This is a genomic window from Microbacterium sp. SMR1 (assembly GCF_003289625.1).
Classification (GTDB): Bacteria; Actinomycetota; Actinomycetes; order Actinomycetales; family Microbacteriaceae; genus Microbacterium; species Microbacterium plantarum.
Genome location: NZ_QMBN01000002.1, coordinates 22,922 through 42,885 on the forward strand (window position 1 = coordinate 22,922; position 19,964 = coordinate 42,885).

23 protein-coding genes are annotated in these 19,964 nt (G+C 71.2%); 18 read left to right on the plus strand and 5 right to left on the minus strand.

Annotated features, from left to right (window positions below; translation table 11 throughout):
- Positions 1-12 precede the first annotated feature (12 nt).
- From DO944_RS04740 to csrA, 14 genes are all read left to right on the plus strand, one after another.
- A complete protein-coding gene (locus DO944_RS04740) occupies positions 13-462 on the plus strand; it encodes a flagellar hook assembly protein FlgD (RefSeq protein WP_112615225.1) in 450 nt (149 codons plus the stop codon).
- Between the two features lie 57 nt (positions 463-519).
- Positions 520-1,680, plus strand: coding sequence for a flagellar hook protein FlgE (locus DO944_RS04745; protein WP_112615227.1), 1,161 nt, complete (start codon positions 520-522; stop codon positions 1,678-1,680).
- 200 nt (positions 1,681-1,880) lie between these two features.
- Positions 1,881-2,144, plus strand: a complete 264-nt coding sequence (locus DO944_RS04750; protein WP_112615229.1) for a flagellar FlbD family protein — start codon at positions 1,881-1,883, stop codon at positions 2,142-2,144.
- Positions 2,144-2,947, plus strand: a complete 804-nt coding sequence (locus DO944_RS04755) for a motility protein A (RefSeq protein ID WP_023953665.1) — start codon at positions 2,144-2,146, stop codon at positions 2,945-2,947. The genes DO944_RS04750 and DO944_RS04755 overlap by 1 nt, the downstream gene beginning before the upstream one ends.
- The gene (locus DO944_RS04760) at positions 2,944-3,753 is read left to right on the plus strand and encodes a flagellar motor protein MotB (protein WP_112615231.1); all 810 of its coding nucleotides are present in this window, start codon (positions 2,944-2,946) and stop codon (positions 3,751-3,753) included. Before DO944_RS04755 ends, DO944_RS04760 begins: the two co-directional genes overlap by 4 nt.
- Before the next feature lie 141 nt (positions 3,754-3,894).
- Entirely contained in the window at positions 3,895-4,824 is a 930-nt protein-coding gene (locus tag DO944_RS04765; RefSeq protein WP_112615233.1) for a flagellar motor switch protein FliM, read from the plus strand.
- Positions 4,821-5,471: a flagellar motor switch protein FliN gene (gene fliN / locus DO944_RS04770; RefSeq protein WP_112615235.1), complete on the plus strand. Its 651-nt coding sequence runs from the start codon at positions 4,821-4,823 to the stop codon at positions 5,469-5,471. Before DO944_RS04765 ends, fliN begins: the two co-directional genes overlap by 4 nt.
- A 49-nt stretch (positions 5,472-5,520) precedes the next feature.
- Positions 5,521-5,985 carry a flagellar biosynthetic protein FliO gene (locus DO944_RS04775; RefSeq protein WP_162815476.1) on the plus strand — a complete coding sequence of 155 codons (465 nt, stop codon included), beginning with the start codon at positions 5,521-5,523 and terminating at the stop codon, positions 5,983-5,985.
- On the plus strand, positions 5,982-6,716 hold the full coding sequence (gene fliP / locus DO944_RS04780; protein ID WP_112615239.1) for a flagellar type III secretion system pore protein FliP: 735 nt from the start codon (positions 5,982-5,984) through the stop codon (positions 6,714-6,716). Before DO944_RS04775 ends, fliP begins: the two co-directional genes overlap by 4 nt.
- A 12-nt stretch (positions 6,717-6,728) precedes the next feature.
- Positions 6,729-7,004, plus strand: a complete 276-nt coding sequence (gene fliQ, locus DO944_RS04785; protein ID WP_023953659.1) for a flagellar biosynthesis protein FliQ — start codon at positions 6,729-6,731, stop codon at positions 7,002-7,004.
- 1 nt (position 7,005) lies between these two features.
- Positions 7,006-7,767 (plus strand): flagellar biosynthetic protein FliR, encoded by a 762-nt coding sequence (locus DO944_RS04790; RefSeq protein ID WP_112615241.1) that lies wholly within the window; start codon positions 7,006-7,008, stop codon positions 7,765-7,767.
- A 13-nt stretch (positions 7,768-7,780) separates the two neighbouring features.
- Positions 7,781-8,872 carry a flagellar biosynthesis protein FlhB gene (locus DO944_RS04795; protein WP_112615243.1) on the plus strand — a complete coding sequence of 364 codons (1,092 nt, stop codon included), beginning with the start codon at positions 7,781-7,783 and terminating at the stop codon, positions 8,870-8,872.
- Complete coding sequence (locus DO944_RS04800) at positions 8,869-10,920, plus strand: flagellar biosynthesis protein FlhA (protein ID WP_112615245.1); 2,052 nt, start codon at positions 8,869-8,871, stop codon at positions 10,918-10,920. Before DO944_RS04795 ends, DO944_RS04800 begins: the two co-directional genes overlap by 4 nt.
- Before the next feature lie 60 nt (positions 10,921-10,980).
- A complete protein-coding gene (gene csrA, locus DO944_RS04805; RefSeq protein WP_307225170.1) occupies positions 10,981-11,229 on the plus strand; it encodes a carbon storage regulator CsrA in 249 nt (82 codons plus the stop codon).
- 19 nt (positions 11,230-11,248) lie between these two features.
- Here the strand turns inward: csrA and DO944_RS04810 are convergent, their stop codons facing one another.
- Entirely contained in the window at positions 11,249-12,244 is a 996-nt protein-coding gene (locus tag DO944_RS04810; RefSeq protein ID WP_112615249.1) for a metal ABC transporter solute-binding protein, Zn/Mn family, read from the minus strand.
- Between the two features lie 220 nt (positions 12,245-12,464).
- Between DO944_RS04810 and DO944_RS04815 the strand changes: the two genes are divergently transcribed.
- Positions 12,465-13,031, plus strand: a complete 567-nt coding sequence (locus DO944_RS04815; RefSeq protein WP_112615251.1) for a manganese efflux pump MntP family protein — start codon at positions 12,465-12,467, stop codon at positions 13,029-13,031.
- Positions 13,032-13,042: 11 nt separating this feature from the next.
- Here the strand turns inward: DO944_RS04815 and DO944_RS04820 are convergent, their stop codons facing one another.
- From DO944_RS04820 to DO944_RS04835, 4 genes are read right to left on the minus strand one after another with little or no spacing between them, the layout of a single operon-like run.
- Complete coding sequence (locus DO944_RS04820) at positions 13,043-13,252, minus strand: DUF4287 domain-containing protein (protein WP_112615253.1); 210 nt, start codon at positions 13,250-13,252, stop codon at positions 13,043-13,045.
- Between the two features lie 59 nt (positions 13,253-13,311).
- A complete protein-coding gene (locus tag DO944_RS04825) occupies positions 13,312-14,652 on the minus strand; it encodes a dihydrolipoamide acetyltransferase family protein (RefSeq protein ID WP_112615255.1) in 1,341 nt (446 codons plus the stop codon).
- Between the two features lie 31 nt (positions 14,653-14,683).
- Entirely contained in the window at positions 14,684-15,664 is a 981-nt protein-coding gene (locus tag DO944_RS04830) for an alpha-ketoacid dehydrogenase subunit beta (protein ID WP_112615257.1), read from the minus strand.
- On the minus strand, positions 15,661-16,794 hold the full coding sequence (locus tag DO944_RS04835; RefSeq protein ID WP_112615259.1) for a thiamine pyrophosphate-dependent dehydrogenase E1 component subunit alpha: 1,134 nt from the start codon (positions 16,792-16,794) through the stop codon (positions 15,661-15,663). Before DO944_RS04835 ends, DO944_RS04830 begins: the two co-directional genes overlap by 4 nt.
- A 165-nt stretch (positions 16,795-16,959) precedes the next feature.
- Between DO944_RS04835 and DO944_RS04840 the strand changes: the two genes are divergently transcribed.
- The 3 genes from DO944_RS04840 to DO944_RS04850 all read left to right on the plus strand — a co-directional run bounded on the left by DO944_RS04840 (position 16,960) and on the right by DO944_RS04850 (position 19,882).
- The gene (locus DO944_RS04840) at positions 16,960-17,637 is read left to right on the plus strand and encodes a response regulator transcription factor (protein ID WP_112615261.1); all 678 of its coding nucleotides are present in this window, start codon (positions 16,960-16,962) and stop codon (positions 17,635-17,637) included.
- Between the two features lie 2 nt (positions 17,638-17,639).
- On the plus strand, positions 17,640-18,983 hold the full coding sequence (locus DO944_RS04845) for a cell wall metabolism sensor histidine kinase WalK (RefSeq protein WP_240309751.1): 1,344 nt from the start codon (positions 17,640-17,642) through the stop codon (positions 18,981-18,983).
- Between the two features lie 86 nt (positions 18,984-19,069).
- On the plus strand, positions 19,070-19,882 hold the full coding sequence (locus DO944_RS04850) for a hypothetical protein (protein WP_112615263.1): 813 nt from the start codon (positions 19,070-19,072) through the stop codon (positions 19,880-19,882).
- The last annotated feature ends 82 nt before the right edge of the window (positions 19,883-19,964 follow it).

Here is a 19,964-nt window from a genome sequence, read left to right on the forward strand (position 1 = left end):
CGGAGAATCACCATGAGCAGCATTCCGCCCGTCGGCGTCGTGGGTGCCACGCCCACGGCATCCGCCCCTCCCGCACCGAAGCAGACCCTCGATTCCGAGGTCTTCCTGCAGCTGCTCGTCGCGCAGATGAAGAACCAGGACCCGAGCTCGCCGCTCGACACCAACGAGATGATGGCGCAGACGACGCAGCTCGCCATGATGGAGCAGCTCGTCGCGCTCACCACCACCTCGTCGGAGCACTTCGCCCTCACGATGCGCCAGACCGCCGCCGCGCTCGTCGGCCAGCAGGCCTCGTACGTCGACGCCGACGGCACGACCCGCAGCGGTCGCGTGACCCAGGTGTCGTTCGAGAAGGGCGTGCCGCTCGTGACGATCGGCGGCACCGCGGTCCCCCTCGACGTCGTCTCGGGCATCGCGGTGTCGGATGCCGCGACGGCGCCGCCCGCGGCATCCGCATCCTGAGCCACGGCCACTCCGGCTACCCCACGACCACGTCAGCCCCTCACCGAAGGACACCCCATGCTCCGCTCGCTCTACGCCGGAATCTCCGGTCTCCGCTCGCACCAGACCATGCTCGACGTCACGGGCAACAACATCGCCAACGTCAACACCGTCGGGTTCAAGGCGGGCTCGGTGCAGTTCCAGGACACGCTCTCGCAGATCGTCCAGAACTCCCGCGCCGCTCAGGCGGACGCCGGAGGCACGAACGCCGCGCAGGTCGGCCTCGGTACCCAGGTCGCCGCGGTCCGCACGAACTTCACGCAGGGATCGCAGCAGGCCACCGGCGTGCCCACCGACCTCATGATCGCGGGCGACGGCTTCTTCGTCGTCCGCAACGGCGCCGAGACGCTCTACACGCGCAACGGCTCGTTCGGCTTCGACTCCGCGGGGCGCCTGACCACCAAGGACGGCGCGCTCGTGCAGGGCTGGACCGCCGTCGACGGTGTCGTGCCGACGGGCGGGCCGGTCGGCAACATCGCGCTCCCGGTGGGCGCGACCTCGCCCGGGCGCGCGACGACGTCCGCCGCGGTGACCGGCAACCTGCCCTCGGGCGCCGCGGTCGGCGAGAAGCTCGTCCGCGACGTCACCGTCTACGACGCGCAGGGCGAGTCCCGCCAGCTCGCACTCACCTTCACCCGCACCGCGGGCGGCTGGGACGTCACCGACGGCGCCACGACGACGCAGCTCGCCTTCGCCGACGGACGCCTGACGACGACGCCCGCGACGATCGTCTCGGGCGGTGTCGCGGTCGACCTTTCGGCCATCACCGGCTACGCCGACCTCAGCACCGTCAAGCTCGGCGGTCAGGACGGCCGCGCGCCCGGAAGCCTCGTGTCGTACACACTGTCGGCCGACGGCAGCCTCGTCGGCGCGTTCAGCAACGGAGCGACATCGGTGCTCGCGCAGATCGCCCTCGCCTCGTTCGACAACCCCGAAGGGCTCGAGAAGGCCGGGTCGTCGCAGTACCGCGCCGGTGCCAACTCGGGCGCGGCCGCCGTCGGCACCGCGGGCACCGACGACCGCGGCGGGCTCGTCAGCGGGGCTCTGGAGATGTCGAACGTCGACCTCTCGCAGGAGTTCACGAACCTGATCGTCGCTCAGCGGGGCTTCCAGGCGAACGCCCGCATCATCACCACGAGCGACGAGGTGCTGCAAGAGCTGACCAACCTCAAGCGCTGATCGCGGCGGCCCGCAACTCCTCAGAATCCGTCCTGGTTCGGCCTCGCGGCCCGCGCGCGGTGCCGAGCGCGCCGGTTTCTGAGGAGTTGTGCACGCGGCCGCGACGCTAACCGACCGCCGCCCTCTGCCGACAGTCTCCTCGGAGCCGCCGTACCCGCGACGACCCGTTCCCCCGCGCGCTGACCGACGAGAAGGGCGACATGATCGTTCTCACACGATTGAACCGTCACCGGTTCGCCGTGAACCCCGACCTCGTCGAACGCATCCAGGCGAGTCCCGACACGACGCTCACCCTGGTCGACGGGGCGACGTTCGTCGTCGCCGAGACGATGGATGCCGTCATCCAGAGCATCGTCGAGTTCCGCGCCCGCGTGCTCGCGACGGCCCTCGGCCATGCCGCGGCATCCGGGCCCGCATCCCAGTCGGCCTCCACGGCCGCCGCCGCACCGGGGGGTGAGCGCTGATGGATCCGTCACTCCTCATCGGCATCCTGCTGGCCTTCGGCGGCCTGTGGGCGATGATCCAGCTCGAGGGGGCGAGCCTCAACGCCCTGCTCCTTCCTGCGCCGATGGTGCTGGTCTTCGGCGCGACCATCGCGATCGGCATCGCGGGAGGCACGCTCCGGGATGCCGCGGGGGCGGTGCGCGCCCTGCCGCGAGCCTTCGTCGGCATCAAGGGATCGACCGAGGCGCTCATCGACACCGTCGTGGGATACGCCGAGAAGGCTCGCGCCGAGGGGCTGCTCGCGCTCGAGAGCGCCGTGGCAGACGAGAAGGACCCGCTGCTGCGCCATGCCCTGCAGAGCATCGCCGACGGAACGGATGCCGAAGACCTGCGCGTCGTCCTCGAAGACCGCGTCGCCACCGTCGCCGCGGAGCGCCGCACGGCCTCGCGCTTCTACTCGGCCCTCGGCGGGTACGCCCCGACGGTCGGCATCGTCGGCACGGTCGTCTCGCTCACCCACGTGCTCGAGTACCTCGACAAGCCCGACCAGCTCGGGCCCCTCATCGCCGCCGCCTTCGTCGCGACCCTGTGGGGCCTCCTGTCGGCGAACTTCATCTGGCTGCCGATCGGCACGCGGCTGCAGCGCCTCGCCGAGATCGAGGTCGACCGCATGACGCTCGTGACCGAGGGGATGCTCGCCGTCCAGGCGGGGAACCCGCCGATGCTGGTCGCCGAGCGCCTGCGGGCCCTCGCGCCCGAGACCAAGCCCGGCCGCGGCCGCGCGAAGGCGGCGGCCGACGAGCCAGCGGACGCCGGAGTATGAGCGCGCCGCGTCGCCGCCGGGTCATGGAGTCCTCGCACGAGGGTCCCGACGAGCGCTGGATGGCGTCGTACCTCGACATGATCACCGTGATGATGTGCATGTTCATCGTCATGTTCGCGATGTCCAACGTCGACCAGGAGAAGTTCGAGCAGCTGCGCGCTTCGCTCGCGACCGGGTTCGGTTCGGAGATCTCCGAGACCCGCGACGTCTCGGAAGGCGTCGTCGTGCCGCCCGAGCTGGTCGAGGAGGAGGGCGAGGGATTCGTCGAGACCCCGACCGCCCCGACCCCGGCCGAGCAGGAGTACAGCTCGCTCGACGACCTGCGCTCACGCCTCGAGGGCGCTCTCGCCGAGCACGGCCTGGGCGACGCCGCGACCTTCACCATCGACGACCGGGGCCTCACCATCGGTCTCGTCAGCGCCGAGACGTTCTTCGACACCAACAGCACCGACCTGAGCGACCGGGCCCGGGCCGTGCTCGACGCCGCCGGGTCCGTCCTCGCCGCCGACGCGCACCTCATCTCGGTCGAGGGCCACGCCGACGCCCGCCCCGCCATCGCACCGTTCGCCGACAACTGGGAGCTCTCGACCGCGCGGGCCAACGGTGTGCTCGGCTACCTCGTCGAGGCACGCGGGGTCGCGAGAGAGCGCATCAGCTCCGTCGGGTTCGGGTCGTCGCGACCGCTCGCGGAGGGCTCGAGCGCCGAGGCCCTCGCGCAGAACCGTCGCGTCGACATCGTCGTGCTCTCGGACGCCGACGCCCAGGTGCGCGGCGAGCTCCCCGCTCTCGCCGCCGCCGACGGCTGACTCCGGGCTCGGCCTTCACCTGGCAGCCCCCGCCCCATCCCGTGCGCTGAGTGGGCTCAGCCTGCCAACCCAGCCTGAGCCCGCGCCCACCCGCGAGGCCCGGGCCTAACCGCGGGCGACACGCGACCGATAGTCCGTGGCGTGCAGACCGTGCCGACCGCCCCGAGCGTGCGAACCGAGGATGCCGCGACCGCGGCCCCGGAACGCTACGACTTCGGCCGACCCGCGGCGCTGTCCCGTGAGCACACGCGCGCTCTGGCGGGGGCCTTCGACGCGTTCGCGCGCCAGTGGGCGATGCTCCTCGCCGCGAAGGCCCGCGTGCGCGCGCACATCGCCCTCGAACGGGTGAGCCTCGAGACCTACGACGAGTACGTCGCGACGATCCCGCCGACCACGACGCTCGTGCTGTGCTCGGATGCGACCTCGGACGATCGTGCGGTCATCGAGTTCCCGCTGCCGTCGGCCCTGTCGTGGATCGTGAAGATGCTCGGCGGCGACGGCTCGCAGCGCCCCGAGGCCCGCGCCCTCACGGCGATCGAGCAGGCGCTCATCCGGTCGCTGATGGACGAGACCCTCGGCCACCTGCGCACAGCCCTCGGCTCCCTCCTGCCTCGCGAGCTGAGCGTCGGCGCGGTGCAGTACAACGCGGCCTTCGCTCAGGTCGTCGGCGGTCAGGACCTCGTGGTCGTGGCCCGCTTCTCGATGCGTCTGGCCGACCGCACCGAGACCGCGACGATCGCCCTCCCCGCCGCGACACTGCTCGAGCGCCTGTCCGACAGCGCCTCGGCGCCGCGGGCGACGAACGACCCGGGCCTCGTCCGCCGGCACGTCGAGCAGACGCCCGTCGAGGTGACGCTGCGGCTCGCGCCGCGTGCCGTCCGCCCCGCCGAGGTGCTCGACCTCGCCGTCGGCGATGTCATCTCGCTCGCGCACGCCGCCGACCGCCCCCTCGATCTCACCGTCGACGAGCAGGTCGTCGCTTCCGCCGCCGTGGGATCTCATGGCGCGCGGCTCGCGTGCGTCGTGACGGCATCCGATCTCTCCCCCGCACTGTCCGAGGAGTCGCCATGACCAGCACCACCACCCACGAGGCAGCAGCCGCAGCCGCGTTCGCCGACCGGCTGCCCACCGCCTCGCGCATCACCGCCCGCCCCGGGACGAGCGCGGGCGAGACCGGCGACGCGGTCATCGTCTCGTCGGTCGGCGACACGAGCGCCGCGCTCGCGGTCGTGGTCCTCGATGAGTCGGCGCTCCTCGGCGCGGACGCCGCCCTGCCGCTGCCCGAACGACTCCGCGACGCGCTCGACGCCGCGGCGACCGCCTTCGGCCCGAGCGTGCTCGGCGAGGCGACGCTCGGAGACGCCTCGGCGCTCTTCGCGCACCCCGCCGCGCAGGTGTTCGACCTCGTCGACGAGGACGCCCGCGTGATCGGACGCCTCGCCGTGCGGGTGTCGCACCCCGCGGCGGCCTCGCCGCGCCGCCTGCAGCGCATCGCCGGCGTCGAGATGGAGCTGACCGTCGAGGTCGGTCGCACCCGCATGACCGTCCGCGACGTGCTCGATCTCGAGCCCGGGCGCATCATCGAGCTCGACCGCTCGGCCGGCGCCCCCGCCGACGTCAAGCTCAACGGGCGGCTGATCGCCCATGGCGAGATCGTCGTCGTCGACCAGGACTACGCGGTGCGCATCACGCGCATCATCGAGAACGCGGAGGCCTGAGATCGACGATCTGCTGCTCGCGCTGCGCGTCGTCGTCTCCCTCGGCGTCGTGCTCGCGATCGTGTGGGTGCTGCAGCGTCGCTTCTCTCGCGGCAGCGCTAACGGAGCACGCGCGAACCGCCCGCGAGGCCTCAAGTCGACACGTTCGGATGCCGTCGCCGACATCACCGTCGTCGCCAAGCGCGGCATCGGGCCGAAGGCCCAGGTCGCCGTGGTCGAGATCGATGGGGCCCGTTACGTGCTCGGCATCACCGAGGGCGGGGTGTCGATGCTCGACCGCATCGACCCGACGCCGGGCACCACGTCGGGGCCCCACGCGACAGCGGATGCCGCGCACGGCGACGACACGGCGCGCCCGGTCCTGCGGGATGTCGCGGACGACGCGCCCCTCGCACCGCCCGTGCCCCTGCTCCGTGCGCAGGCCCGCGCCGAACGCACTGCCCGCACCACCCGCCCGGCGACCATGACCGCGCGTGATGCCGCACAGGTGCTGCGCCGGGCCCTGGGCGCGTGATCTCCGGCGGCGCGCTCGGCGCGCTCGTGCTCGTCGCCGCCTCGACGCCCCCGCCGAACGGCGGCATCTCCGTCGACATCAACGGCATCGACGGCACACCCTCGTCGTCGGTCCTGACCCTCATCGGCATCACGCTGCTGTCGGTGGCCCCGGCACTGCTGCTCATGATGTCGTCGTTCACGAAGATCTTCGTGGTGCTGGCGATGACCCGGAACGCCCTCTCGCTGCCCACGATCCCGCCCAACCAGGTGCTCGCCGGCCTCGCCCTGTTCCTCACCCTCTTCGTGATGTGGCCGGTGCTGACCGAGATCAACACGGCCGCCGTCCAGCCCTACGTCGACGGCTCGATCACGTTCACCGATGCCGTGGGCGTCGGCGCCGACCCACTGCGCACCTGGATGCTGTCGTTCACGCGCGAGGAGGATCTCGCGCTCATGACCCGGTTCGCGGGCGCCGAGAACCCCGAGGACCCGGCGAGCGTCCCGATGATCACCCTCATCCCGGCGTTCATGATCTCGGAGCTGCGCGCGGCCTTCATCATCGGCTTCGTCATCTTCGTGCCGTTCCTCGTCATCGACCTCGTCGTCGCCGCAGCGCTGATGTCGATGGGCATGATGATGCTCCCGCCGGTGATGATCTCGCTTCCCTTCAAGATCCTGCTGTTCGTGCTCGTCGACGGGTGGGGACTCATCCTCCGCACCCTGATGGAGAGCTACGGAGCGGGCGGATGACCGGGGGTACGCGTGAACCCTGAGGCCGTCCTCGACATCGGCATGGAGGGCGTCGTGCTCGCCGCGAAGCTCGCCGCTCCGCTGCTCATCACGGCACTCGTGGTCGGCTTCGCCATCTCGCTCCTGCAGTCGATCACGCAGATCCAGGAGGTCACGCTCTCGTTCGTGCCGAAGGCCGTCGCCGTCGCGATCGCACTCGTCGTGTGCGGGCACTGGATGATCGCCGAGGCGATCGCCTTCACCCACACCATGTTCGACCGCATCCCGCACCTGCTCTCGGGCGGTTGAGATGCAGCTGCTGCTCGACTTCGCCTGGATCGAGGCCACCGGACTCGCCGCGGTCCGCACGACCGCCTTCGTCTTCACCGCCCCACCCTTCTCGTACGGCGCCTTCCCCGCGCGCATCAAGGCGATGGTCGCGATCGGCGTCGCCCTCGCTCTCAGCGGCACGGTGGCGCCGGGCTACCAGAGCCTCGGCACCGGCCCGTTCTTCCTGGCCCTGACCGCTCAGGTCGTCACGGGGGCGCTGCTCGGATTCCTCGTGATGACGTGCTTCGCCGTCGTGCAGTCGGCCGGCGGGCTGATCGACGTCTTCGGCGGCTTTCAGCTCGCGCAGGCCTTCGATCCGCAGATGAACGTCAACGGCGCCCAGTTCACGCGCCTGTTCCAGATGATCGCCCTCGCCCTGCTCTTCGCGAGCAACGGCTACCAGCTCATCCTCGCGGGGCTCGCCCGGAGCTTCACGGCGATCCCCGTCGATGGGGTCCTCGACCTCGCCCGCCCGGCCGAGCTGCTGGTCGACACCGCGTCGCAGCTGCTCGTCGCCGCGCTGCAGATCGCCGGTCCCCTGCTGCTCGTCCTCTTCCTCGCCGACATCGCGCTCGGGCTCGTCAGCCGCGTCGCCCCCGCCCTCAACGCGTTCGCGCTCGGCTTTCCCCTGAAGATCATCCTGACCTTCCTCCTCGCGGGAAGCGTCATCCTCGCCCTGCCCGCCGTCGTCGGGGCGCTCACCGACCAGGCGACCGGGCTGCTGATCGGCGGAACCCGATGAACGGCGGCGCGTCATGAGCAGCGACAGCGGGGAACGCACCGAGCAGGCCAGCCGCCGGCAGCTGCGCGAGGCACACCGCAAGGGCAAGCTGTCGCGCAGCCAGGACCTGTCGGCCTGGCTCGCGATCGGCACGGTCGCGCTGGTCCTCCCCGCCATGATCGGAGCGGGTGCGGATGCCGGGGCCGCGCAGTTCGTCGAGATCGCCGCAGTCATCCGCCACCCCGACCCCGAGCACGCCGTCGCCGTCCTGTCGTCGGCGCTCGGCAGCATCCCGGCCATCCTGGGCACGGCGCTGCTCGCCGTCGCGATCGTCGCGATCGTCGGGTCGGTCGCCCAGGGCGGCATCCATCTGCGCGGGGTGCCGACGCGCTTCGAGCAGTTCAACGTGCTGAACGGCGTCAAACGGCTGTTCGGCGTGCAGGCACTGTGGGAGGGCGCGAAAGCGCTGCTCAAGACCGCCGCGATCGGCCTCGCCCTGTGGTTCGTCGTCGCCGGGCTCATGCCCGTGCTGACGATGAGCGGCGCCCACCCGATCACCCGGCTGCTCGAGATCGCCTCGAACGTCGTGACCGCGCTGCTCATCACCGCGGTCGCCGTCGGCGTGCTGCTGGCCGCGATCGACGTCCTCGTCGTCATGCGGCGCAACCGCAAGCACACCCGCGTCACCAAGAAGGAAGCGCGCGACGAGCACAAGAACTCCGAGGGCGACCCGCTCATCCGCAGCCAGCGCCGCGCCCGGCAGATGGCGATGAGCCGCAACCGCATGATCGCCGCCGTCGGAGATGCGGATGTCGTGCTCGTGAACCCCGCGCACATCGCCGTCGCCCTGCGCTACGAGCCGGGCAAGTCGGCGCCGCGCGTCGTCGCGAAGGGGCAGGGCCTCATCGCCGAGCGCATCCGCGAGCGGGCGCACGAGGCCGGCGTCCCGCTCGTCCGCGACATCCCGCTCGCACGCGCCCTGCACGGCGCGTGCGAGCTCGGCCAGGAGATCCCCGGCGATCTCTACACCGCCGTCGCCCGCGTGCTCGTCTTCGTCGACGGGCTCAAGCGCCGCGGCGCGGCGCGCGGCGTCCACACCGTTCCCGAGAGGAAGGCACCCCGATGAACATCCTGAGAAGGTCGCTCGTGCCGATCGGGGTCGTCGGCATCATCATGCTGCTGATCGTGCCGGTGCCACCGCCGATCCTCGACGTCCTGATCATCACCAACATCCTGTTCGCCCTGCTCATCCTGCTGACGGCGATGTTCGTGAAGCGGCCGCTCGATTTCGCGGTCTTCCCCTCGCTGCTGCTGGTGGCGACGCTGTTCCGGCTCGGCCTGAACGTCGCCTCGACGAAGCTCGTGCTGGGCGAGGCGCACGCGGGGCAGGTCATCGACGCGTTCGCCGCGATCGCCGTGGGCGGATCGCTCGTCATCGGCATCGTGGTGTTCCTGATCCTCATCGTCATCCAGTTCGTCGTCGTGACGAAGGGCGCCGAGCGCGTCGCCGAGGTGGGCGCCCGGTTCACCCTCGACGCCATGCCCGGCAAGCAGATGGCGATCGACGCCGACCTCAACGCCGGCCTCATCAGCGACGCCGAAGCGCGGCGCCGGCGCGCCGAGATCGCGGCCGAGGCCGACTTCTACGGCGCGATGGACGGCGCCTCGAAGTTCGTCAAGGGCGACGCGATCGCCGGACTCGTCATCATCATCATCAACCTCGTCGGCGGCGTCGCGATCGGCATGCTCTCGAAGGGCATGGAGGCGGGCGAGGCCCTCAACACCTACGCCCTCCTGACGATCGGCGACGGCCTCGTCACGCAGATCCCCGCGCTGCTGATGGCGGTCGCGACGGGCATGATCGTCACCCGCTCGGGAGCGGAGTCCGACATGGGCACGGCCGCGGCGGCGCAGCTGACGCAGTCGCGCAACGCCCTGTCGATCGCGGGCGGCGCGGCGATCGTGATGTCGTTCATCCCCGGGATGCCGATGCTGCCGTTCCTCGTCATCGGCGCCACCCTGCTGCTCATCGCACAGCGGGTCGGCCGACGCGAGCAGACGCAGGCGGCCGAGGACGCCCCCGCCGTCGACCCGCGCGGCGCCGTCGACACCCCCGAGGAGCTGGCCGAGCGGATGCGGGTCCACGCGCTCGAGATCCTGCTCGCTCCCGACATCGTCGACCTCGTCACCGGCGGTCCCGACGACCTGCTCGGACGCGTGCGGTCGCTGCGGCGCAAGACCGCGCTCGAGCTCGGGCTCATCGTTCCGCCCGTGCGCACGCGCGACAGCATCGAGCTGCCGCCCTCGACCTACGTCATCCGGGTCGCGGGGATCGAGGCGGGTCGCGGCGTCGCGCCCCGCGCCTCGCTCCTCGCGCTCGGCTCGGGCCTCGAGACCCTGCCCGGGCGGGCGTCGCCCGACCCCGTGTTCGGCATCGACGGGAAGTGGGTTCCCCTCGAGATGCGGCACAGCGCCGAGCTCGCCGGAGCGACCGTCGTCGACCGCGCGAGCGTCATCATCACCCACCTGTCCGCGGTCATTCAGGCCCACGCCGCCCGGCTGCTCAGCCGAGAGGACGTGCGTCAGCTCACCGAGACGCTGCGCCAGTCCAGCCCGGCAGCGGTCGAGGAGCTCACGCCGGCGCTGCTCTCGCTGGCGGAGGTGCAGCGCGTGCTGCAGGGCCTGCTCGCCGAGCGCATCCCGATCAACGACCTCACGCGGATCTACGAGGCGCTCGCGCTGCGCGCCAAGACGACGACCGACCCCGACGCCCTGATCGAGGCGGCACGTCTCGCGCTCGGTCCCGCCGTGGCGACGCGCTTCGCCGAACAGGGGCGGCTGCGCATCGTCATGATCGACCCGCTGCTGGAGCAGTCGATGCTCGAGGCGATGCGACCGAGCGAGGACGGTCCGCACATCGCCCTGGACCCGCACCGGCTCGAGGCGGTCGTGGCCTCGGCTCGCGCCGCCCTCGAGGCGGCCGGCCCAGGCCCCGAGCCCGTGCTCGTGTGTGCGCCGTCGCTGCGTTCCGCCGTGCGGCGCCTCATCTCGTCGCAGACCGACGGGCTGCCGGTGCTCTCGTACACGGAAGCGACGGCCGGGGGTCTCGCGATCGACACGGTGGGCGTCGTCCGAGACACGATCGGCGACGCGCATGCCATCACGCCCGCGTGAGACTCGCGTCGAGCGCGCGGGGCGGTCACGGCTTCCGGAAAGTAGGGTGATCGAGTGCTGGTGTTGACGAGACGAGTCGGTGAGAAGGTGCTCATCGGCGACGACATCGAGCTCACGGTGCTCGAGGTCAAGGGCGACAGCATCCGGCTCGGCATCGAAGCGCCGCGGTCGACCCGCATCCAGCGCGCCGAGATCGTGGCGGCCGTCGAGACCGAGAACGTCTCGGCCGCCCGCACGTCCGCAGACGAGCAGGCGGCGCTCCTGAACGCACTCGTCCGCCGCCAGGGCGGGGCCCCGACGGCGGACTGAGAGGGATGACGGCGGCGGGTCAGCCCGCGAGGGCGCCCGAGATCTCGTCGATGTTCTGCTGCATCCAGCCGACGTAGTCGACGCCGTCGGGCATCAGCTCGGTGAACTCCAGCACGGGGATGTTCAGCTCACCGGCGAGCTTCGTGATCTCCGTCGTCTCGGCGCCGCCCGTCTGGGCGTTGACGATCACGATCCGGACCTCACCCGAACGCAGGATCTGCTGCGCCTCGAGGAGGGTCGCGGGAGGCACGTCCTGCCCCTCTTCGACGGCTTCGCTGAACGCCTCCGGAGTCGCGTTCTCCAGACCCGCCGCCGCGGCGAGATACAGCGGCACCGGCTCGGTCACGAAGATCTTCTCGCCCTGGTGCGCCGCCGAGATGGTGTCGAGGGATGTCTCGAGGCCGTCGATCCGCTCGATGAGCGCCTTCGCGTTCGCCTCGAACGTGTCGGCCTGGGCCGCGTCGAGCTCACCGAGCTCGTGCGCGATGTCTTCGACGAGGTGAGCGATCGTGTGCGGGTCGTACCAGACGTGCTCGTTGAAGCCCTCGATGTGGTCGTGACCCTCGTGCTCGTGCTCGTGGTCGTGCTCGGCCTCGGCGCTCTCGTCCGAGGCATGGTCGTCGTGGCCCTCGGCGCCGGGGAAGTCGTGCGAGAACTCGACCGCCGTGAGCACCGGTGCCGTGCTGCCGCTCGACTCGACGAGCCCGTCGAGGAACGAGTCGTAGCCCCCGCCGTTCTCGATGACGAGATCGGCCTGCGACACCGTCAGCTGGTCGCGCGCCGACGCCTCGTACGAGTGCGGGTCCTGCGCGAGCGAGGTCACGATCGAGGTCACCTCGACGGCGTCGCCGCCGACCTCGGCGGCCAGCGAGCCATAGACATTGGTCGAGGCGACGACACTGAGCTTGCCGCCGTCCGAGCCGCTCGCGGCCGGCGACGAGGTGCCGGCGCAGCCGGCGAGTGCGAGGGATGCCGCTGCCACGAGCACGGCTGCGGGGAGGAGTCGACGGGTCATGCCCTCGATTGTACGTTACTGATAATCGTTCTCCGTACACGTCCGCTGGGAGACGACCTTTCGGCGGCCCGAAGGATTCGCTCGCCCGAAATGCTGTCAATCAGGGCTTTTCGTCATTTTCGACGGCCTGCGGCTGGCAAGCTCGAGAGCGGCCGATCTCCGTTCGACGGTGCCCGGGACGATCGCCCGCCATCCCGTCATCCCGCTTCGAGGAGGAGCCATGTCGCCCTGGGCGCTCTTCATCCTGGCCGTCGGCGTCTCGGCCGACGCCTTCGCCGTGGCTCTCGGGAAAGGCCTGCAGCTGCGGGCTCACGTCGTGCGCGGCGCACTCCTCATCGCCGGCGCCTTCGGCCTCGCGCAGGCCGTGATGCCGCTGATCGGCTGGCTGCTCGGCAGCACCTTCGCGGAGGCCATCGCCCCGTTCGACCACTGGATCGCCTTCGTCCTGCTCGCCGCCATCGGCGCGAAGATGCTGTGGGAGGCGTTCCGCCCCGACGATGACGACGCGGACGCGGCATCCGGCCTGTCGGCGCGCGAGATCATCCTGCTCGCTCTCGCGACGAGCATCGACGCCCTCGCCGTCGGGCTGTCCTTCGCCTTCCTCGACGTGCCGCTGTGGATCGCGGTCATCTCGATCGGCCTCGTCACGTTCGCCCTGTCGTTCGTCGCCGTGCTGATCGGCCACCGCATCGGCACGCGCTGGCGCAAGCCCGCCGAGATCATCGGCGGCATCGTGCTCATCGGCATCGGCACCCAGATCCTCATCGAGCACCTGGTCGCCGGCTAGCCCCCCGCGGCTCAGCCGGCGAGCTTCGCCTTCGCGTACGCGACGACGGCGTTCGCGTGTCCGTGGCCGAGTCCGTGCTCGGTCTTGAGCGACGTGACGACCTGCATGTGCGGCGTCCCCGCCGAGAGCTGGTCGGCCGCGATGTCGAGCCAGTGCTGAATCGGCAGTCCGTAGGTCTTCTCGATGCTCGGGAAGTACGACGCCGGCCCCTTCTCACTCATGCGCCGAGGCTACTCCCCCGCCCACCGCCGAGAACATACCGTTCTCGGGAGCATCCAGCTCAGTCGAGCAGCAGCGCGGGCTCCTCCAGGACGGATGCCACGTCGGCGATGAACCGGCTCATGCCGTCGCCGTCCACGACGCGGTGGTCGAACGAGCCCGAGACGGTCGTCACGTAGCGGGGACGCACCTCGCCGTCGACGACCCACGGCTTCTGCCGGATCGTGCCCATCGCGACGATGCCCGACTCGCCGGGGTTGATGATCGGGGTACCGGCATCCATGCCGAACACGCCGATGTTCGTGATCGTGATCGTGCCGCCCTGCTGCTCGGCGGGCGCGGTCTTGCCCTCGCGGGCAGTGAGGGTCAGCTTCTCGAGAGCGCGGGCCAGGCCGCGCATGTTGAGGTCCTGCGCGTCCTTGATGTTCGGCACGAGAAGGCCGCGCGGGGTCGCGGCGGCGATGCCGAGGTTGACGTAGTGGCGCACCCGGATCTCGGCGCCGTTCTCGGTCTCGACCCACGCGGCGTTCACCATCGGCGTCCGGCGCACCGCCCACACGACCGCGCGTGCCATGATCAGCAGCGGCGAGACCTTGATGTCGGCGAAGTCGGGCGACGCCTTCATCCGCTTGACGACCTCCATCGTGCGGGTCGCGTCGACGTCCGTCCACACCGACACGTGCGGTGCGGTGTGCGCGGAGTCGACCATGTGCTTGGCGGTGACCTTCCGGACACCCTTGACGGGGATCGTCTCCTCGCGGTCGTCGGCCGGCTCGGCCGAGATGACGGCCGGCGGGACGGGGATGGTCTGCTCGCGCACCTCGGGTCGGGCGGGCGTCTGGAGGTTCCGGAAGACGGATGCCTGCGACGCGTGGTTCACGACGTCCTCGCGCGTCACCTCGCCCGCGGCGCCCGACGGCGTGACCGAGGCGAGATCGACGCCGAGGTCGCGTGCCAGCTTGCGGATCGGGGGCTTCGCCACGACGCCCACGGCCGCGCGCACGGGGGGCTCGGCGGGCTTGCGGCGGCGCGACTGCACCTGTCCGGCTCCGCCGTATCCGACGAGCACCGACCCGTTCTCCTCCGAGGCGTCGCCGGCTGCCGCAGGCTTCTCGGCAGGGACGGCCGGGCTGCTCGCGGCATCCGCTCCTCCGGACCCACCCCCCGGGGCGATCGTGATGATCGCGGCCCCGACCTCGACGGTCGTCCCCTCGTCGACGAGCAGCTCGCCGACGGTTCCCGAGAACGGCGACGGCAGCTCGACGAGCGACTTCGCGGTCTCGATCTCGACGAGGACGTCGTTGACCGCGACCTCGTCGCCCGCGGCCACGCGCCACTGCACGATCTCGGCCTCGGTGAGGCCTTCGCCGACGTCCGGCAGGTGGAAGGTCTGGGTGCTCATGAGGGAATCCTCTCGCAGGCGCGTCGGATGGTCAGTAGGCGAGGGCGCGGTCGACGGCCTCGAGGATGCGGTCGGCGTCGGGCAGGTAGGCGCCCTCGAGCTTCGCCGCCGGGAACGGGACGTCGAAGCCCGACACCCGCAGCACGGGAGCCTCGAGCGAGAAGAACGCCTGCTCCGTGACGGTCGCGGCGATCTCGGACCCCAGCGAGGTGAAGCCGGGGGCCTCCTGCCCGTAGACCATCCGCCCCGTGCGGCGCACCGACTCGACGATCGGGCCGTAGTCGACCGGCGACAGCGACCGCAGGTCGACGACCTCGCACGACACGCCTTCGCTCTCGGCGAGCGCGGCGGCCTGCAGCAGCACGTTCACCATCGCGCCGTGCCCGACGAGCGTGACGTCGGTGCCCCGCCGGACCACGCGCGAGGCGTGCAGCGGCAGTGCGCGTGCGGTGAGGTCGACCTCGCCCTTGGACCAGTAGCGCGACTTGGGCTCGAGGAACACGATCGGGTCGTTCGAGGCGATGGCGTCCTGGATCATCCAGTAGGCATCGTTCGGCGTCGACGGCGACACGACCCGCAGGCCCGCGGTGTGCGTGAAGTACGCCTCCGGGCTCTCCTGATGGTGCTCGACGGCGCCGATGTGACCGCCGTAGGGAATGCGGATGACGACGGGGAACGACATCCGCCCGTCGTGCCGGTTGGTGAGCTTCGCGAGCTGCGTCGTGATCTGGTCGAAGGCGGGGAAGACGAACCCGTCGAACTGGATCTCGCACACCGGGCGGAAGCCGGCCATCGCGAGGCCGATCGCGGTGCCGACGATGCCCGACTCGGCGAGGGGCGTGTCGAGCACGCGGCGGTCGCCGAACTCGGCCTGCAGCCCCTCCGTGACGCGGAACACGCCGCCGAGGCGGCCGATGTCCTCGCCCATCATGAGGACGTGGTCGTCCTGCTGCATCGCGGCGCGCATGCCCGCGTTGAGCGCCTTGCTGAACGGCAGCGTCTCGACGCTCATGCGCGTCCCTCCTCGAAGGATGCCTCGTAGTCGGCGAGCCACTTCCGCTGCCGGTCGATGAGCGGATGCTGCTCGCTGTAGACGTGCGCGAACATGCTGTCGGCCTCGGGAGCGGTGAGCTGGTTCGTGCGGACCCGGACGTCGTCGGCGTAGGCCGCGGCCGCGGCATCCACGTCGTCGAAGAAGGATGCCGACGCGCCGCGGCCCTCGAGATAGACGCGCATGCGGGCGATCGGGTCGCGCTGCGCCCAGAAGGCCTCTTCGTCGCTCGTGCGGTACTTCGTCGGGTCGTCGCTCGTCGTGTGCGCGCCCATGCGGTAGGTCAGCGCTTCGATCGCGCGCGGCCCCTCGCCGGAGCGGGCCTCGTCGAGGGCGAGCTTGGTGACGGCGTAGCTGGCGAGCACGTCGTTGCCGTCGACGCGGATCGACGGCATCCCGTATCCGGCGCCGCGCCGCACGAGCGGGACCTTGGACTGCGTCGAGACGGGCACCGAGATCGCCCAGTGATTGTTCTGCAGGAAGAAGACCTGCGGGGTGTTGTAGCTCGTGGCGAAGACCATCGCCTCGTGCACGTCGCCCTGGCTCGACGCGCCGTCGCCGTAGTAGACGATGACCGCTTCGTCGCGCTCGGGGTCGCCCGTGCCGGTGCGTCCGTCGAAGACCATGCCCATGCCGTAGCCGGAGGCGTGCAGCGTCTGCGAGCCGAGCACCAGCGTGTAGATGTGGGTGTTGCCGTTCTTGGGGTCTGTCGGGTCCCACCCGCCGTGCGTGAGGCCGCGCATGAGCCGGATGATGTCGATCGGATCGACGCCGCGGATCGTGCACACGACGTGCTCGCGGTACGACGGGAAGAGGTGGTCCTGGGGTCGGGCCGCACGCGCGGAGCCGACCTGAGCGGCCTCCTGCCCGAAGGACGGCGGCCAGAGGGCGAGCTGCCCCTGGCGCTGCAGGTTCGTCGCCTGGCGGTCGAAGGCCCGCACCGTCACCATGTCGCGGTAGAACGTCTCGAGCTCGACCTCGGAGAGCGCCTCGATCACCGGCAGGTAGCGTTCGGCTTCGGGCGACGGGTCGAGTGAGCCGTCGGCCGCGAGGACGCGGACGAGAGCGGGATCGAGTTCTGCGTCGGTCACCCTCCCACGCTAACGCCCCCGGTATGGCCCCATCTGCATGCGGTCGACAACGGATGTCGAGATTCGCGGTGGGCGCGGCACAAGCCGGGCGGCCCATCAGGGACGTCGCGGCGCTTCCGGTCGGCTTCAGGCCCGCTTCAGCAGAGACGCGTCACACTGGGAGCGATGCGCGTGCTGGTGGTCGATGACGAAGTCCGCCTCGCCGACGGGATCCGTCGGGGTCTCGAGGCCGAGGGCTTCGCCGTCGACGTCGCCCATAACGGGGTCGATGGACTCTGGCGCGCGCGAGAGACGCGGTACGACGCGATCGTCCTCGACCTGATGATGCCGGGGATGAGCGGTTGGAAGGTGTGCGAGACGCTGCGGGCCGAGGAGAACTGGACGCCCGTGCTCATGCTCACCGCGAAGGACGGCGAGTGGGACCAGGTCGAGGCGCTCGAGGCCGGCGCCGACGACTACGTCACGAAGCCGTTCTCGTATCCCGTGCTGGTCGCCCGGCTGCGTGCCCTCATCCGTCGGGGCGGGGTAGCGCGGCCTGTGGCACTCGAGGCGGGCGACCTGCGCCTCGACCCCGCGTCGCGTCGCGTCTGGAGGGGAGAGACGGAGGTCGAGTTGACTTCTCGCGAGTTCGCCGTGCTGCATCACCTCATCCGGCACCGCGGCCAGGTGATCTCCAAGCGCGACCTGATCGCGGGGGTGTGGGATGACGACTTCGCGGGCGACCCCAACATCGTCGAGGTCTACGTCGCACACCTGCGGCGCAAACTCGACCAACCGTTCGGGCGCGAGGCGATCGAGACCATCCGCGGCGCCGGCTACCGACTCGCGGCGGACGGGGGCTGACGGTGTCCGACGCAGGGCGGCGCCGGCCTCGTGGACTGCGGGGACGCATCACACTGCTCGCGACGGCGACCGTCGCGCTCGTGATGGTGCTCGGCTCGATCGCCTTCCACGCCGTGCTGAACGCCAGCATCCACGCCGCCGCGGATCGTGCGGCGGAGGTGCGCGTCGAGGAGATTGCCGCACGTGTCGAGGCCGAGGGACCCGCAGCCGTCCGCTCCCTCGACGACGAGATCGTGCAGCTGCAGGATGCCGAGGGCGTCGTCGTCGTGGCCTCGAGCGACGCCGACGACGGGCCGCTCCCCGCCGCAGACCGCGACGGGGAGGAAGCGAGGTACGACGGCGACCGGGTGCTGATCGCGACCGAGGAGCTCGACGACGGACGCCGGCTCGTGTTGGCGGTTCCCGCGGATGACGCGGCCGAGACCCTCGCGACAGTCGCCGCGCTGCTGGCGGCATCGACCGTCCTCGTCACCGCCCTGGTCGCCGGCGTCACGTGGTGGGTCGTCGGTCGGGCGCTCCGCCCCGTCGCGCGCATCCGCGCCGAGGTCGACGAGATCACCGCCGACCGGCTCGACCGGCGCATCGCCGAGCCGGCATCGGGCGACGAGATCGCGGCCCTGGCGGGCACGATGAACCGGATGCTGGCGCGCCTCGACGACGCGGCTGCCGCACAGCGTCGCTTCGTCTCCGACGCCTCGCACGAGCTCCGATCACCACTCGCGACGATGCGCCAGCATGCCGAACTCGCGCGAGCGCACCCCGGGGCCACGTCACTCGACGATCTCGCGGAAGTCGTCTCGGCCGAAGGCCTCCGCATGCAGGATCTCGTCGACGGCCTGCTGCTGCTCGCGAGGTTGGACGAGCACGCACCGACCCGTCGCGAGGGCATCGACCTCGACGACCTCGCCCTGTCGGAGGCTGCGCGCCTCCGCGCGGCATCCGCGAGGGACCGGGCGGACGCGATCTCGGTCGACACGTCGGGGATCGGCGCAGCGCGCGCGATGGGCGACCCCCGCCTGCTGGCGCGCCTGGTGCGCAATCTCGCCGACAACGCCGTGCGACACGCACGCTCGCGGATCGCGCTGACCACGGTCGTCGATGTCGACGCCGGTCACGCCGTGCTGCACGTCGACGACGACGGCGCCGGTATCGCGCCGGAGGAGCGCGAGCGGGTGTTCGAACGCTTCGTCCGTCTGGACGAGGCCCGCGCGCGGGATGCCGGCGGCAGCGGCCTCGGGCTCGCGATCGTCCGCGGCATCGCGGACGCCTCGAGCGGTTCCGTATCGGTCTCCGCATCACCGCTCGGAGGCGCGCGGTTCACTGTGATCCTGCGCGCGGGCGACTGAGCGAGGAGCGCGGAGCGCGAGGTTCCCTGAACGCGGCTTCAGGTCGCTTCAGCCGTGCTTCAGCGGTCGGTCGACACCATCGTGGCATGAACGACAACGAGCGCACCCCCCAGGACCAGCCGATCCCCGCCGACGCACCGACCCTTCCCCTCTCGCCGTCCGACGCCGCGCCCGCTGACGCGCCGGCTGACGCGCCCTCCGCTGCGCCTGTCGCTGTGCCTGCCGCTGTGCCTGCCGCTGTGCCTGCCGAACCGCGTCGGCGCGGTCGCCGCACAGCGCTGCTCGCCGGCGGAGCCGTCGTCGCGGCAGCGCTGCTCGTCGGAGGCGGTGCGGCCGTGGGTGCGGCGCTCGCCGACGACGATGACGACGAGGACCGAGCGGCCAGCCTGTCATCGTCGGACGGCCTCGCCGGCGCTCGCGCAGACGATGGCCGCGACGACGCGCCGACCGGCGGCGAGGCCGGGTCCATCTCGACCGAGGCCTACGGTGCGGCATCCGCGGACGAGCTCACCGCCATCGCCGACGCGGCGCGCGCGGCCGCCGACGGCGACGTCGTGTCACTCGATGCGGACCGCGACGGCACGTGGGACGTGCAGCTCGTCGCAGCAGACGGCTCCGAAACGGACGTCCGCGTGGACGTCGACGGCACCGTGACGGTCACAGCGACCGAGGCAGCCGAGGCCGATGACACCGCGGCGGAGAACGTCCTCGACGTCGCGACGCTGCGCACCGTGATCGAAGCGGCACTGAGCGAGGCCGACGGCCGCATCATCGACGTCGACGCGGACGACGACCCCCGCTCACCCTTCGACGTCTCGGTGCTCACCGCCGACCGCGGCGTCGTCGACGTCACCGTCGGCACCGACGGCTCGGTCCTCCGCACCGAGCTCGACGACTGACCCGGACGCCCTCTCCGCTCGGTCCGACTGCCGTGCCGGGATGCAAGGGATCGTGAACGACACCCCGAGGCGGCGGCATCCG